Genomic DNA, 13663 nt, shown 5'->3' with positions numbered 1-13663 from the left:
CGCGGCTGCCAGCATCGGACCCAAGAGCGCCGCGATGACCGACCCGAAGAGCTATGTGATCGAGAATGCCCGGCTGGTGCTCCCCGACCGTGTCGTGGAGGAAGGCTGGCTGGCGGTAGACGATGGGCGGATCGCCGAGATCGGCGAGGGCAAGGCACCCGAGCGGGGCATGGACCTTGCCGGCGACCACCTCATCCCCGGCCTCGTGGAACTCCACACCGATCATCTCGAGAGCCATTTTTCGCCGCGCCCGCATGTGCGCTGGCATGCGCTCGCCTCGGTGATGGCTTATGACGCGCAGATCGCCGCCGCCGGCATCACCACGGTGTTCGATTCGCTGAGGGCCGGTTCCGACATCGACATCAAGTCGATCGGCGCCGACCTGCAGACGCTGGCCGACGCGGTCGACCAGGCGCGGCGGACGGGGCATCTGCGGGCCGATCATCGCACGCATATCCGCTGCGAGATCGCGACGCCGGACGTCATCGAGCATCTCGAGACGCTGATGGCCCGCCATCCGGTGCATCTCATGTCGCTGATGGACCACACGCCCGGCCAGCGCCAGTTCCGCGACCTCGAGACCTGGCGCCGCTTCTATATCCGCCGCAAGGACGTGTCGGAGGCGCATGTCGACCAGTTGGTCGGCCAGCGGCTGGAGCTGCACGCGCTTTATGCCAAGGAGAACCGGGCGAAGCTGATCGAGATCGCCGAGCGGGCCGGTGCCGTTCTGGCGAGCCATGACGACGCCACCGCCGAGCACGCCGCCGAGGCTGCGCGCGAGGGCGTCGCCGTCGCCGAATTCCCGACGACGGTCGAGGCCGCCGAGGCGCTGCACGACGCCGGCATCGTCGTGATGATGGGCGGGCCGAACATCGTCCGCGGCGGCTCGCATTCCGGCAATGTCGCCGCCGAGGAACTCGCCCGCGCCGGGCTGCTCGACATCCTCTCCTCGGACTATGTTCCGGCGAGCCTGCTGATGTCGGCCTTCGAGCTGCCGCGCCGGGCGGCGAATATCGACCTCGCCACCGCCATCCGGGCCGTCACCAGGGCGCCGGCCGAGGCGACGGGGCTCCATGATCGCGGGGCGCTGGAGCCCGGCAAGCGCGCGGACCTCGTACGCGTGCATCTGGTCGAGACGACGCCGATCGTGCGCCAGGTCTGGCGCGAAGGCACGCGGGTGTCGTGAGGCGACCATGACCGGTGCCCTCGTCGCCATCGTCGGCCCGAGCGGCGCCGGCAAGGATACGCTGATCGCGCATGCGAAGGCGGCGCTCGCGGCGCGCGCGGAGTTCCATTTCGCGCGCCGCCTCGTCACGCGGGCCGCCAACGCCTTCGAGGATCACGACACCATCGACGCCGCCGCCTTCGATGCCGCCGCGGCCGCGGGCGCCTATGCGCTCTGCTGGCGGGCGCACGGGCTCGGCTATGCGCTCGGCGGCGACGTCTCTAGCGCGATCCGGGCCGGGCGTGTCGTCGTCTGCAATCTCTCGCGCGGCGCCCTGCCGGAGGCGCGCGCCCGCTTCGCGCGGATGAGCGTCGTCGAGATCACGGCGCCGCCGGCGGTTCTCGCGGCGCGGCTCGCCGCGCGCGGACGCGAGACGCCGCAGTCGATCGCCGAGCGGCTCGAGCGCGAGAGCGCCTTTGCCGGCCGCCTGATGGCCGACTGCGTGATCGTCAACGACCGGCCGGTCGCAGAGACCGGCGCCGCGCTCGTTGCCCATCTCGAAGGCGTGGCGAGGGAGGCGGCGCTCAGCGCAGCCGCTTCGCCATGATCACGCCGCGCGGGTCCATGTCCGGCGTCTCGAGCTGGACCATGCCGAGCTTGCGATAGAAGGCGAGCGCCGGAAGATTGTCGCGCGCCACGCCGAGATGAAGGCCGGGCGATCCGTCCGCGGCGAGCTTCTCCATCAGCGTTTCCAGGAGCCGCCGCCCCCAGCCATGCCCCTGCGCCTCCGGCAGCAGGTCGATATGGCCATGCGAGGGATAGTCGGCCTCAAGCGCCGGCGGATAATAGTTGCGATAGTCGTGAACGAGCCGGCGCTTCGAATCGCTCATCCGCCATGTGCTCGCGTCGGGGCCGGGATCGGGAATGCGCGCGCGCAGCTGCGGCAGCCACTCCTTTTCCATCCGCTCATAGAACCGTCGGCTGTCGCGCGCGCCGCAGACATAGCCCGCGACGCCGTTCGGCCCGTCGATCACGAAAGCGAACTCGGGCTCCAGCACGATGTAGTTGCCGATATAGAGATGGCCGAGAATGTCGGGATCGTCGTTCTGCGGCGTGGCGTCGTTGCCGAGATCGCCGGTCAGCATGCAGATGCGGTAGCAGGCCGGCAGGTCGGCGAGATCGGCCTGGCGCATCGTGAAATCGTCGCGGCCGAAGGCGGGCATCGGAGCGCTCCATGGCGGAAGGGGAACGGACCCCTTCTCGCCTCCGCCCGCCGCCGCGGTCAACCCTTTCAGGCGAGGGTGCGCCCGCCATTCACCGCGAAGGTCTGGCCCGTGATGAAGCCGGCGCCGGGCGAGGCGAGGAAGACCACCATCGCCGCGATGTCGTCGGGCGTGCCCTGGCGGCCGAGCGGGACGAGTCGGCGATAGGCCTCCAGCGTCTCGGCGGTCGTGTCGGAATGGCGCTCGACGGGGATGAAGCCCGGCGCGACGAGGTTGACGCAGATCCCGTAGCTGCCGAGCTCGTTGGCCCAGGAGCGGGTGAGGCCGACCATCGCCGCCTTGGCGGCGACATAGTGGCCGAAGTCGGGATTGCCCATGTCGACCACCTCGCTGCCGATATTGATGACTCGGCCGGCGCGGTTCGCCTTCCAGTCGGCGATGACCTCCTGGAGGATGAGCAGCGGCGCCTTCACGAAGAAGCGGAGCTGGTCGAGATGGGTATCCCAGTTCTGCTCCTCGATCGGCAAGGTCGGCTGCGGGCCGGTGGCGTTGTTGACGATGACCGTGACCGGGCCGAGCTCGTGCGCGATCTCGGCCATGCCGTGGCGGACGCTCGCCTTGTCGGTGACGTCGAAGCGGAAGGCCTTGGCCCTGCCGCCGGCCGCCTCGATGGCGGCGACCGTTTCCCCCGCCCCGGCATCGTCATGGGCATAGTTCACGGCAACGGCAAAGCCCGCGGCGCCGAGGCCCTTGGCGATTGCGGCGCCGAGCCCGCGCGAGGCTCCGGTGACGAGAGCGGTTCCGTTGGTGGCGGCCATGGCGCGTTCCTCCTGCTGTTTTCACCAGCGAAGCACAATGCCGACGGCTTGTCTCGCCTCCCGAGAGCAGGACCCCTCACGCCCTCTCCCAGCTCTCCTTCATCACGCGGATCGCGCCGAGATAGACGTCCTCGGGCTTATCGAAGAGCGGGCGCCAGACGCGGGTGGCGGCGGCGATGTCGGGGAGGGCCGAGCCGAAGGCCTCGACGGTCATCCAGCCGTCATAGCCGGACGCCCTCAGCGCCCGTATGATGGTGGCGAAGTCGATCTGGCCGGAACCGGGCGTGCCGCGATCGTTCTCCGAGATATGGACGTGATTGAACGTCCCGGCCGTCGCGGCGATGGCGGCTACCTGGCTCTTCTCCTCGATGTGGAAGTGGAAAGTGTCGTAGAGATAGCCGTGGTTCGGCGCGCCGACCGCGTCGACCAGCGCCTTCGCCGCCGCGGCCGTGTTGAGGAAATAGCACTCGAAGCGGTTGAGCGGCTCGATCGAATAGGCGACGCCGGCCTTCTCGGCATAGGCGGCCGCCTCGCGATGCACCTCGACGCACCATTTCTGCTCGTCGGCGGTCGGGCCGCGCCCCGAGAAGCGACCCAGCGTCTGGTGCAGCGGGCCGCAGACGAGATCGGCGCCGAGCGCCGCCGTGCAGTCGGCCAGCCATTTCAGATGGTCGAGCGCACCGGCGCGCTCGGCCGGATCGGGCGAGATGGCGTCCTTGCCGTTGCCGGGCATGACACCGACGCCGGTCGCCGCGAGGCCGGCCTCGCCCAGCCAGCGGCGCACCTTCTCGAAATGCGCCGGATCGCCGCCGAAGATCGGGATCTCGGCGCCGTCATAGCCGGCGGCCTTCAGCGCATCGAGGATCGGGCGGTGCTCCTCCTCGACATGCGCGGTCCACAGAAGGAGGTTGAAGCCGAAGCGCATGGCGTCACCCGGCCGCGCCGAGATCGACCCAGGCGCCGCTCTTGCCGGAGGCGATGATCGCGTCGCAGACGCGGGTCGTCTCCAGCGCGTCGCGGAAAGTCGGCGCGGCGGGCTTGCCGGACGCGAGGCCGTCGAGGAAATCGGCCACCTGATGCACGAAGGAATGCTCGTAGCCGATGATGAGCCCCGGCACCCACCACTTGCCGAGATAGGGATGCTCGCCGTCGGTCACGAGGATCGAGGTCCAGCCGCGCAGCTGGCCGGGCGTGCGATGATCGAACCACGACACGCGGTTGAGGTCGTGCAGGTCCCAGGCGAGCGAGCCGTTCTCGCCGTTGATCTCCAGCGTATAGGCCGCCTTGTGGCCGCGCGCGTAGCGGGTCGATTCGAAGGTGCCGAGCGAACCGTTGGCGAAGCGGGTGAGCACCGCCGAGGCATCGTCGATGCCGACCGGCCGCATGGCGCCGGTCACCGCGTCCTTGCGCTCCTTGACGAAGGTCTCGGTCATGGCGGTGAGGCTGGCGATCGAGCCGTTCAGCCAGATGGCGGTGTCGAGGCAGTGGGCGAGCAGGTCGCCCGTGACGCCCGAGCCGGCAGCCTCCACGTCGAGGCGCCAGGTGGCGGCGCCGCCCTGCGGCACGTCGGGCGAGATCGTCCAGTCCTGCAGGAACTTGGCGCGGTAGTGGTAGATGTGGCCGAGCAGGCCCTGGTCGATCATGCGCTTGACCAGCGTCACGGCCGGAACGCGGCGGTAATTGTACCAGACCATGTTCGGCACGCCGGCGGCCTCGACGGCCTCGACCATCGGCAGCGCTTCGGCCTCGGTGCGCGCCAGCGGCTTCTCGCAGAGCACCATCTTGCCGGCCTTCGCGGCCGCGATGGCGATCTCGGCGTGAAGATCGTTCGGCACGCAGATGTCGATGGCGTCGATGTCGGGCCGCTCGACGAGCCGCCGCCAGTCGCTCTCGACGGCCTCGTAGCCCCATTGCTGCGCGAAGGCGGTCGCCTTCCCGGTGTTGCGGGCAGCGACCGCCTTCAGCACCGGCTTGTAGCCGGTATCGAAGAAGTGCGGCGCCTTCACCCAGGCATTGGAATGGGCGCGGGCCATGAAGCCATAGCCGACCATGCCCACATTCAGCGTCTTCGTCATGAAATCCTCCCGATCGTGAAGAGTGCCCGGCCGCCACATCGTGCAGCAGGACACAGGCAGGCAGCGATGATTTCCTCTTCCGCAAGGCGGGCGAGGGCCAGGGGGAGGGTTCTCTTCGCGGATGTCCCCTCCGACGCCCGGCGCCCCCCTCTCCGACTCTCCCCGGCAAGGCTGGAGAGGGCAGGAAAGAAAAGGGGAGCGCTACTCAGACCAGCCATGCGCCTCGCGCACCTTGATCATGGCGCCGAGCACCTTGTTCCAGGTGTCCTGGCTCTCCATGACGCTGTTCGGGAACATGCATCCGTCCCAGCAGATGTGGCGCATGCGCTTGGTGAGGTTGCCCTCGCGGTCGCGCAGCCAGTAGCCGGCATGCTTCACGATATCGAGGCGGCCGTTCGGATCGTCGACGCGGCAGTGGCGGCCGGTCTTCTCGTGATCGCCGGAGCCGAAGACGGTGCCGTCGTTCTGCGCGACGTGGAAATCCATCGTCCAGGGCCGGAGCGCATCGGCGACCTTGCGATAGGCGGCATCGAGCGTCGCCTTGTCCGACCAGTCATAGTCCTTCGGCAGGATGCGATCCTGCTCGGCATTGTAGCCGAGCGTGTAGAGCATCGAATGCGCCATGTCGGCCTGGTAGCCGACGACGCCGGGCCGGTCGACCATCTCCAGGAGCTTCACCATCTCGCGCCAGGAATGCATGCCGCCCCAGCAGATCTCGCCTTCGGCGACGAGGAACTCATCATAGTCCTCGGCGATGTCGGCGGCCTCGGAGAAGGTGCGGGCGATCAGCCTGGTGTTGGCCTCCGGGTCCTTGTCCCAGGCCTCGACGCCGACGGAGGAATCGATGCGGATGCCGCCGGTCGGCCGGATGCCGAGCTCGCGCATCTGCTGGCCGATGGCGCAGGCCTTGCGGACCTGCTCGAGGAACCGCTTGCGCTCGTCGGCCGTGCCCATCGCCGAACCACCGCCTGCGCCGCCCCAGATCGGCGCCACGAAGGAACCGACCTTCAGCCCGTAGGAGGCGATGTGGTCGGTCATCCGTTTGACCGCGTCCTTGTCGCTGTCGATGTCGAAATGTGGCGCGGTGATGAAGAGGTCGATGCCGTCGAACCTGACGCCGTCGACCTCGGCATTGGCCGTGAGGCGCAGCAGCGTATCGAGCGGAATGATCGGCTCGCTGTCGCCGCCCTTGCCGACGACGCCCGGCCAGGCGGCGTTGTGCAGCTTCGGATAGGTGTTGGGCATCGGATCCTCCCGAGATCGCGGTTCAACTGGAAGCGCCGCGGGATCTTGCTGCCCCGCCGGCGCAGATCGGGCGTGTCAGCGAAGGTCCTTCCAGGGCGCCTCGCTGCCGACCTCGACCGAAACATAGCCGTTCTGGCCGATGCAGGGGCCGAGAATGGCGACGACATGCGCATCCTCGGCTCCGGCATTGAACGAGGCATGGACGAGGCCGGCGGGGATGAAGGCCGAGTCGCCGACCGTCAGGATCCGCTTCTCCATCCCCAGCCACTGCTCCACCCGGCCGCCGGTGACATAGATCACCTCTTCCTGGTCGGGATGCTTGTGGAAGTTGTGGCCCTTGCCGGGCGAGAGCGTCACGTCGATGACGGTCAACTGGTCGGCGCCGGTCTTCGGCGGGTGGCTCATCCATCTGAGGCGGCCCCAGTCGAGCACCTCGGGCTCGGTCTCGGCGGCGATGACGAACTGTCCCTCGGACATGGCATCCTCCCTCGTCTTTGTCGTTCTAGAAGGTCAGCGCCTTGAAACGCCGCGTCTGGTCGGTGAGCGCGACCTCGACCGGCAGCCGCTCCATGCTGGAGGCGCCGTAGAAACCGTGGCAGTTGGCCGTGCGCTGCAGGATCCAGCCGGCATCCTCGGGCTGGGCGATCGGGCCGCCATGGCAGAGGATGATGACGTCCTTCCTGACCGCCATCGCCGCCTCGGCGATGGCGTCGATCTCGCCGACGCAGTCCGCCAGCGTCTTTGCCGATGTCGCGCCGATCGCTCCGCCGACGGTGACGCCCATATGGGCGACGATGATGTCGGCGCCGGCCTCCGCCATCGCGCGCGATTCCTCGGCATTGAAGACATAGGGCGTCGTCAGGAGGTCGATCTCGTGCGCCGCGCGGATCATGTCGACCTCGAGGCCGAAGCCCATGCCGGTCTCCTCGAAGCTCGCGCGCATCACGCCGTCGAAGAGGCCGATGGTCGGGAAGTTCTGGACGCCGGAAAAGCCCATCGCCTTCAGCTCCGCCAGGAAATGCGGCATCAGCAGGAAGGGGTCGGTGCCGTTGACGCCGGCCAGAACCGGCGTGTGGCGGACGACCGGCAGCACCTCGTGCGCCATGTCCTTCACGATCTCGTTGGCGTTGCCATAGGCGAGCAGGCCCGCCGCCGAGCCGCGACCGGCCATGCGGTAGCGTCCGGAATTGTAGATGATGATCAGGTCGATCCCGCCCGCCTCCTCGCATTTGGCCGACAGGCCCGTGCCGGCGCCGCCGCCGATGATCGGCACGCGGCGCGCCACCATGTCGTTGAACTTTTCGAGGATCTGTCGGCGCGGAATGAACGGCATCCGCCTTCCTTTCATGCTTGTGCGCTGATCGCGCGGAACTCCCGGGCCAGCGCATCGGCGAAGGCCGGGTCATTGATGTGAAGCGGCAGGCGCAGGATGCGTCGCCGCCCGGTCTGGACGAGAAGCGCCTCGATGGTGTCGAACAGCGCGGCGTCGGCCTCGGGATCGAAGAAGGGGCCGCCCTCGACGTCGAGCGCCGAGACGCCCTTTTCCGGGATCAGCAGCCGCACCTCGCCCTCGCAGGCATTGAGCTTTTCCGCGATGAAGGCGGCGATGGCGCGGTTCTCCTCCACCGTGGTGCGCATCAGCGTGATGTTCGGATTGTGGCGGTAGAGAGTCCGGTCGCGGAACTCTACCGGCACAGTGTCCATGGCCCAGAAATTGACCATGTCGAGCGCGCCGAGCGAGCCGACATAGGGGATGCCGCTGCGCGCCACCGCGCCGAGGCGGTCGGCCCCGGCCGAGAGCACGCCGCCGACCAGATGATCCGCGATCTCCGTCGTCGTGACGTCGACAAGACCGACCAGCAGGCCGCTGTCGACGAGCTTCTCCATGCTGCGCCCGCCGGTGCCCGTCGCGTGGAACACCATGCAGTCGTGCTCGCCGCGCAGGAGTTCGGCCACCCGCGTGACGCAAGGCGTGGTGACGCCGAACATGGTGAGGCCGATCGGCGGCAGGCCGGAGGTCTCGACGACCGGATAGCGCACCATGCCGACGATGGCATGGGCGGCGTTCTGCAGCACCGTGCGGCTGATGCGGTTGAGGCCCGCGAGATCGGTGACGGACGGCATCATCACGATGTCCGAGACGCCGACATAGGCGCCGACATCGCCGGCGGCGAGCGTCGAGACCATCAGCTTGGGAAGGCCGATGGGAAGCCGCCGCATGCCCGCGGTCACGATCGACGTGCCGCCGCCGCCGCCGATACCGATCACGCCTCCGATGTCGTCGCGGCCGGCGATGAAGCGCGCGAAGGCCTCGCCCATGGCCGAGACGGCGGTGCCGCGATCGGAAAGGCCGAGCACGGCCCGCGCACCCTCCGGATGAAGCGCCGCCACCGCCTCGGGGGGGATTTCGGCGGCGATCGAGGCGGGGCGGGTCGAAACGTCGACGAGGACGGTCTCCATGCCGGCGGCGTCGATGACGCCCTTGAGGAAGATGAGTTCCTCGCCCTTCGTGTCGGCCGTGCCGACGATGTAGATGCGCGACATTCCTGCCCCCGGGATCGCCGCTCCCGGGTTTCCCGAGGCAAGCGACAGGCGTCGCGGACTCGGGCGAGTCCGCGTTGTAACGCCCTGGAATTGCTGGTCTTTCGCGTCCTGCGTCATCCTCCCCGATGATCGGGGCGCGAACAGATCGATTGCTTTTATTCTGAGACACGCGTATCGTATTGGCATGTCAGTCTCAGGTCAAGGCCAGCTCCGGGGGGAGGTCGAGAAGGGACCGCGCGGCCGCATGAAGCGGCTGATGCTGGATACCGCCATCCGGCTCATGCAGGATGGCGGCAGTCCGTCGGTCTCGGACGTGGCGGAGGCGGCGGGCGTGTCGCGCGCGACGGCCTATCGCTATTTCCCCAGCCAGGCGGCGATGATTCAGGCCGCCGTGGACGAGGCGCTCGGTCCGGTGTTGGGCTGGAGGGCCGAGACGGAGGATGCCGAGGCCAATGTCGCGGCGCTGTTCGGCTTCGCCTTCCACCGGATGGAGGCGTTCGAGGCGACGCATCGGGCGGCTCTGCTGCTGGCGCTCGACCAGTGGCAGCGTCGGCGGGCCGGGACGCTCGGCACCGAGGCGCGGGTCGTGCGCGGCAACCGCCGCGGCCTGCTGAAGGCGGCGGTCGAGCCGCTGGCGGCCGAGATCGGCCGCGAGAGGACGGAGAGGGTCACACAGGCGCTGTCGCTGCTGTTCGGCATCGAGGCGATCGTGATCCTCAAGGATCTGTGGGGTTTGGACGTCGACGCGGCCGAGGACGTGGCCAGCTGGGCGGCGAGGGCATTGATCCGGACGGCGAAGGCGGAGGCAGCGGAGGGAGAGACCGCGGCCACCGGACCGGCGCCGGCCGAGGGAGAGACAGGGAGACCGCGCAAGAAGGGGGCCTGACCGGACCACGGGAAGGCGGGCTGTCGCCCCTGCGGCAATGCGACAGCGCAAAAGGGAGGGAATGCTGCAATGCTGAGGAAGACCTTTACGGGCTTGCTTGCCGGCGTCGGCTTCACGCTGGTCGGTGTCGCGAGCGCGGCAGCGGAAGATCTGACGATCTTCTGGGCCGAATGGGATCCGGCGAACTATCTGCAGGAACTCGTCAACGAATATTCCAAGGAATCCGGCGACACGGTCACGGTCGAGACGACGCCGTGGTCGGATTTCCAGACCAAGGCCTTCACCGAGTTCAACGCCAAGGGCGACGCCTACGACCTCGTCGTCGGCGACAGCCAGTGGCTCGGTGCCGGCGCGACCGGCGGTCACTATGTCGACCTGACCGAATTCTTCAACAAGCACAAGCTCAGCGAAGTCATGGCGCCGGCGACGGTGAAATACTACGCCGAGTACCCGTCCAACAGCGGCAAATACTGGGCCATCCCGCTCGAGGGCGACGCCGTCGGCTGGGCTTATCGCAAGGACTGGTTCGAGGATCCGAAGGAGAAGGAGGCGTTCAAGGCCAAATACGGCTACGACCTCGACGTCCCGAAGACCTTCAAGGAGCTGCGCGACATCGCCGAGTTCTTCTATCGCCCGGACGAGAAGCGCTACGGCATCGCCATCTATACGCAGACGACCTATGACGCGCTCGCCATGGGCTTCGAGAATGCGCTGTTCTCCTATGGCGGCGATCTCGGCGACTATTCGACCTACAAGGTCGAGGGCATCGTCAACGCCCCGGTCGCCGTCGAGGCGCTGGAGATGTACAAGGAGCTCTACAAGTTCACGCCGCCCAACTGGGGCAACACCTTCTTCCAGGAGGACAACCAGGCCATCACCGAAGGTCTGGCGGCGATGAGCATGAACTACTTCGCCTTCTTCCCCTCGCTGCTCAACGAGGCGACCAACCCGCACGCCAAGGTCACCGGCTTCTTCGCCAACCCGGCGGGCCCGACGGGCGTGCAGTCCGCCGCGCTCGGCGGCCAGGGCATCTCGATCGTCTCCTATTCCAAGAAGCAGGAAGCGGCGATGCGCTTCCTGGAATGGTTCATCCGCGACGACGTGCAGAAGAAGTGGGCCGAACTCGGCGGCTATACCTGCTCGCAGGCGGTGCTGAAGTCGGCCGAATTCCAGAATGCCACGCCTTATAACAAGGCCTTCTACGAGACCATGTTCAAGGTGAAGGACTTCTGGGCGGTGCCGGAATATGCCGAGCTGCTCTCGCAGCTCAACAACCGCCTCGGCCCCTATGTCGTCGGCGACAAGGGCACGGCCAAGGAAGCGCTGGACGGCCTCGCCAAGGACTGGACCGAGACCTTCACGAAATACGGCCGCTACTCGAACTGAGCGGAACGGCCCCGCGCGGCGAGCGCGGGGCCGGACACACGATCCCCGCCGGCCGCAATCCGCCGGCGGGCCCGTTTTTCCTGAAGCCGGGGCGCGCGCCGCCGGCCCGCCGGCGACGGCGGGGCCGAACGCGGACGACCCCGATCCGCAGCCGCCGCCCGAGCCCGGCGGCGCCATCGATGCGCAAGCCGCGACTGGCGGAACGGCCGGTCCCCCATTCGTCAAGGAGCCTGCCCGTGGCCATGGCCGCAATGACCAGACTCGATCCGGGATCGCGTGCCGCGGCGCGCGGCTGGAGCGATCTCACGATCCGCAACATGTTCATCATTCCGACGATCGCCTTCCTGATCGTCTTCAACATCTTTCCGCTGATCTATTCGCTCGGCTATTCCTTCACCGACTACCGGGCCTCGACGAACCAGGCGGCGAATTTCGTCGGCCTTCAGAACTATCGGGAGCTGCTCGGCGACGAGTTCATCTGGAACAATTTCGTCGTGACCGCGAAATACGTCATCGTCTCGGTGACGGGCCAGGTGGTCGTCGGCTTCGGCATCGCGCTTCTGCTCAACCGCGCCATCCCGTTCAAGGGGCTCATCACGACGCTGCTTCTGCTGCCGATGATGATGTCGATGGCGGTGGTGGGCCTCTTCTGGAAGCTGCTCTACGACCCGTCCTGGGGCGTCATCAACTACGTGTTCCACCTCGGCGACTTCGCCTGGCTCTCGAACCGCGACGCGGCGCTCTATGCCGTCGCCATCACCGATATCTGGATGTGGTCGCCCTTCGTGATGCTCCTGTCGCTCGCCGGGCTCTCGGCGGTGCCGAAGCACCTCTACGAGGCGGCGGCGATCGACCGCGCCGGCAAGTTCTACACCTTCCGCCGCATCACGCTGCCGCTGGTGGCGCCGATCCTTCTCATCGCGATCATCTTCCGCACCATGGAGGCCTTCAAGACCTTCGACCTCGCCTATGTCATGTCCAGCCAGGACACGACCGAGCTGATCTCGATCCGCCTCTACAAGATGGCCTTCCAGGAGTGGCAGACCGGCCGATCGAGCGCGCTCGCCTACATCGTGCTGATCATGGTGCTCGCCATCACCAACATCTACGTCAAGTATCTCAACCGGGTGAAGGAGCGCTAGGATGGCCGCCGTCCGTTCCCGCGGCCAGCTGGTCGCCAACCGCGCGGCCATCGCCGCCGTCCTCGTCATCACGCTGGTCTTCCTCGCCCCGATCTACTGGATCGGCTCGACGGCCTTCAAGCCGCGCGCGCTGGCGACCACCGTGCCGCCGACCGTGTTCTTCACGCCTGAGATCACGCCCTTCATCAAGCTGTTCACCAAGCGCGTCCAGCTCACCAAGCCGGTCGACCAGGAGACGCGCGACGCCGCGCCCTGGTGGGAGCAGCGCATCATCGACAATGGCGAGCGCGTGCTGAGAACCGGGGAGAACGTGCAGCTCTCGGCCTATCCGAGCCGCTTCATGAACTCGCTGATCATCGCCGTGACCTCGACGGTGCTCGCCGTCGGCATGGGGACGTTCACGGCCTATGGCTTCTCGCGCTTCCGCGTGAAGGGCGAGCAGGACCTGCTCTTCTTCATCCTCTCGACGCGCATGCTGCCGCCGGTCGTGGTCGCGATCCCCATGTTCCTGATGTACCGGGCGGTCGGAATGACCGACACGCATATCGGCCTCATCATCCTCTACACCGCCTTCAACCTCTCCTTCTCGGTCTGGCTCATGAAAGGCTTCATGGACGAGATTCCGAAGGAATATGAGGAGGCGGCTCTGGTCGACGGCTACACACGCATGCAGGCCTTCTTCAAGATCGTGCTGCCGGAGGCGGCGACGGGCATCGCGGCGACCGCGGTGTTCTGCTTCATCACCGCCTGGAACGAATATGCCTTCGCGCTGATCATGACCAACCGGCGCGCCCAGACGGCGCCGCCGTTCATTCCCTCGCAGCTCGGCTCCGGCGTCATCGACTGGACCGTGATCGCCGCGGGAACCTTCCTGTTCCTGGTGCCGGTCGCGATCTTCACCTTCGCCCTTCGCGGCCATCTGCTGCGCGGCGTCACCTTCGGCGCCATCCGGAAGTGATGGGAGGACCCTCATGACCTTTCGCGAGATCAGCGCCCGCTATCTGGAGCCGGCCTCGATCGCCTTCATGATCGGCGGCATCGTCGCGCTCTGCCAGCCCTGGCATCTCGGGCTGCACAGCTGGGGCGTCACCATCATCCTCGTCGGCCTCGTCGGCTTCAACATCGCCGCGCATGTGCCGAAGCCGGCGCCCGCCGCCGCCAAGGACCACTGAGGAAGGA

15 protein-coding genes are annotated in these 13663 nt (G+C 67.5%); 7 read left to right on the top strand and 8 right to left on the bottom strand.

Annotated elements, in window-relative coordinates; all coding sequences use genetic code 11:
• The first annotated feature begins 34 nt into the window (after positions 1 to 34).
• The gene (locus tag QO015_RS07770; protein ID WP_266280263.1) at positions 35 to 1186 is read left to right on the top strand and encodes an alpha-D-ribose 1-methylphosphonate 5-triphosphate diphosphatase; all 1152 of its coding nucleotides are present in this window, start codon (positions 35 to 37) and stop codon (positions 1184 to 1186) included.
• Positions 1187 to 1193: 7 nt separating this feature from the next.
• A complete protein-coding gene (gene phnN, locus QO015_RS07765; RefSeq protein WP_266280265.1) occupies positions 1194 to 1772 on the top strand; it encodes a phosphonate metabolism protein/1,5-bisphosphokinase (PRPP-forming) PhnN in 579 nt (192 codons plus the stop codon).
• Here phnN and QO015_RS07760 read toward each other — a convergent pair.
• The 8 genes from QO015_RS07760 to QO015_RS07725 form a co-directional block, all read right to left on the bottom strand.
• A complete protein-coding gene (locus tag QO015_RS07760) occupies positions 1750 to 2388 on the bottom strand; it encodes a GNAT family N-acetyltransferase (protein WP_266280266.1) in 639 nt (212 codons plus the stop codon). The two genes, phnN and QO015_RS07760, sit on opposite strands and share 23 nt — an antisense overlap.
• A gap of 68 nt (positions 2389 to 2456) precedes the next feature.
• The gene (locus QO015_RS07755; RefSeq protein WP_266280267.1) at positions 2457 to 3206 is read right to left on the bottom strand and encodes an SDR family oxidoreductase; all 750 of its coding nucleotides are present in this window, start codon (positions 3204 to 3206) and stop codon (positions 2457 to 2459) included.
• Between the two features lie 76 nt (positions 3207 to 3282).
• A complete protein-coding gene (locus tag QO015_RS07750; protein ID WP_266280268.1) occupies positions 3283 to 4131 on the bottom strand; it encodes a sugar phosphate isomerase/epimerase family protein in 849 nt (282 codons plus the stop codon).
• 4 nt (positions 4132 to 4135) lie between these two features.
• Positions 4136 to 5281 carry a Gfo/Idh/MocA family protein gene (locus QO015_RS07745; RefSeq protein ID WP_266280269.1) on the bottom strand — a complete coding sequence of 382 codons (1146 nt, stop codon included), beginning with the start codon at positions 5279 to 5281 and terminating at the stop codon, positions 4136 to 4138.
• A gap of 201 nt (positions 5282 to 5482) precedes the next feature.
• Positions 5483 to 6526 carry a sugar phosphate isomerase/epimerase family protein gene (locus QO015_RS07740; RefSeq protein WP_266280271.1) on the bottom strand — a complete coding sequence of 348 codons (1044 nt, stop codon included), beginning with the start codon at positions 6524 to 6526 and terminating at the stop codon, positions 5483 to 5485.
• 75 nt (positions 6527 to 6601) lie between these two features.
• Positions 6602 to 7003 (bottom strand): cupin domain-containing protein, encoded by a 402-nt coding sequence (locus QO015_RS07735; RefSeq protein WP_266280272.1) that lies wholly within the window; start codon positions 7001 to 7003, stop codon positions 6602 to 6604.
• 25 nt (positions 7004 to 7028) lie between these two features.
• The gene (locus QO015_RS07730) at positions 7029 to 7859 is read right to left on the bottom strand and encodes a phosphoenolpyruvate hydrolase family protein (protein ID WP_266280274.1); all 831 of its coding nucleotides are present in this window, start codon (positions 7857 to 7859) and stop codon (positions 7029 to 7031) included.
• An 11-nt stretch (positions 7860 to 7870) separates the two neighbouring features.
• The gene (locus QO015_RS07725; protein ID WP_266280276.1) at positions 7871 to 9070 is read right to left on the bottom strand and encodes a Tm-1-like ATP-binding domain-containing protein; all 1200 of its coding nucleotides are present in this window, start codon (positions 9068 to 9070) and stop codon (positions 7871 to 7873) included.
• A gap of 184 nt (positions 9071 to 9254) precedes the next feature.
• On the opposite strand from QO015_RS07725, the gene QO015_RS07720 reads away from it, so the two are divergent.
• From QO015_RS07720 to QO015_RS07700, 5 genes are all read left to right on the top strand, one after another.
• Positions 9255 to 9956: a TetR/AcrR family transcriptional regulator gene (locus tag QO015_RS07720; RefSeq protein WP_370877405.1), complete on the top strand. Its 702-nt coding sequence runs from the start codon at positions 9255 to 9257 to the stop codon at positions 9954 to 9956.
• A gap of 72 nt (positions 9957 to 10028) precedes the next feature.
• Positions 10029 to 11342 (top strand): ABC transporter substrate-binding protein, encoded by a 1314-nt coding sequence (locus tag QO015_RS07715; RefSeq protein ID WP_266282411.1) that lies wholly within the window; start codon positions 10029 to 10031, stop codon positions 11340 to 11342.
• 251 nt (positions 11343 to 11593) lie between these two features.
• The gene (locus QO015_RS07710; RefSeq protein ID WP_370877455.1) at positions 11594 to 12484 is read left to right on the top strand and encodes a carbohydrate ABC transporter permease; all 891 of its coding nucleotides are present in this window, start codon (positions 11594 to 11596) and stop codon (positions 12482 to 12484) included.
• 1 nt (position 12485) lies between these two features.
• Complete coding sequence (locus tag QO015_RS07705; protein ID WP_266280281.1) at positions 12486 to 13442, top strand: carbohydrate ABC transporter permease; 957 nt, start codon at positions 12486 to 12488, stop codon at positions 13440 to 13442.
• Positions 13443 to 13455: 13 nt separating this feature from the next.
• The gene (locus QO015_RS07700; RefSeq protein WP_266280282.1) at positions 13456 to 13656 is read left to right on the top strand and encodes a hypothetical protein; all 201 of its coding nucleotides are present in this window, start codon (positions 13456 to 13458) and stop codon (positions 13654 to 13656) included.
• Positions 13657 to 13663: the final 7 nt, after the last annotated feature.

It is taken from the genome of Kaistia geumhonensis (assembly GCF_030815145.1).
Lineage (GTDB): Bacteria > Pseudomonadota > Alphaproteobacteria > Rhizobiales > Kaistiaceae > Kaistia > Kaistia geumhonensis.
The sequence above is the reverse complement of the archived record's forward strand: the minus strand, read 5'-3'. Positions and strand labels throughout refer to the sequence as shown.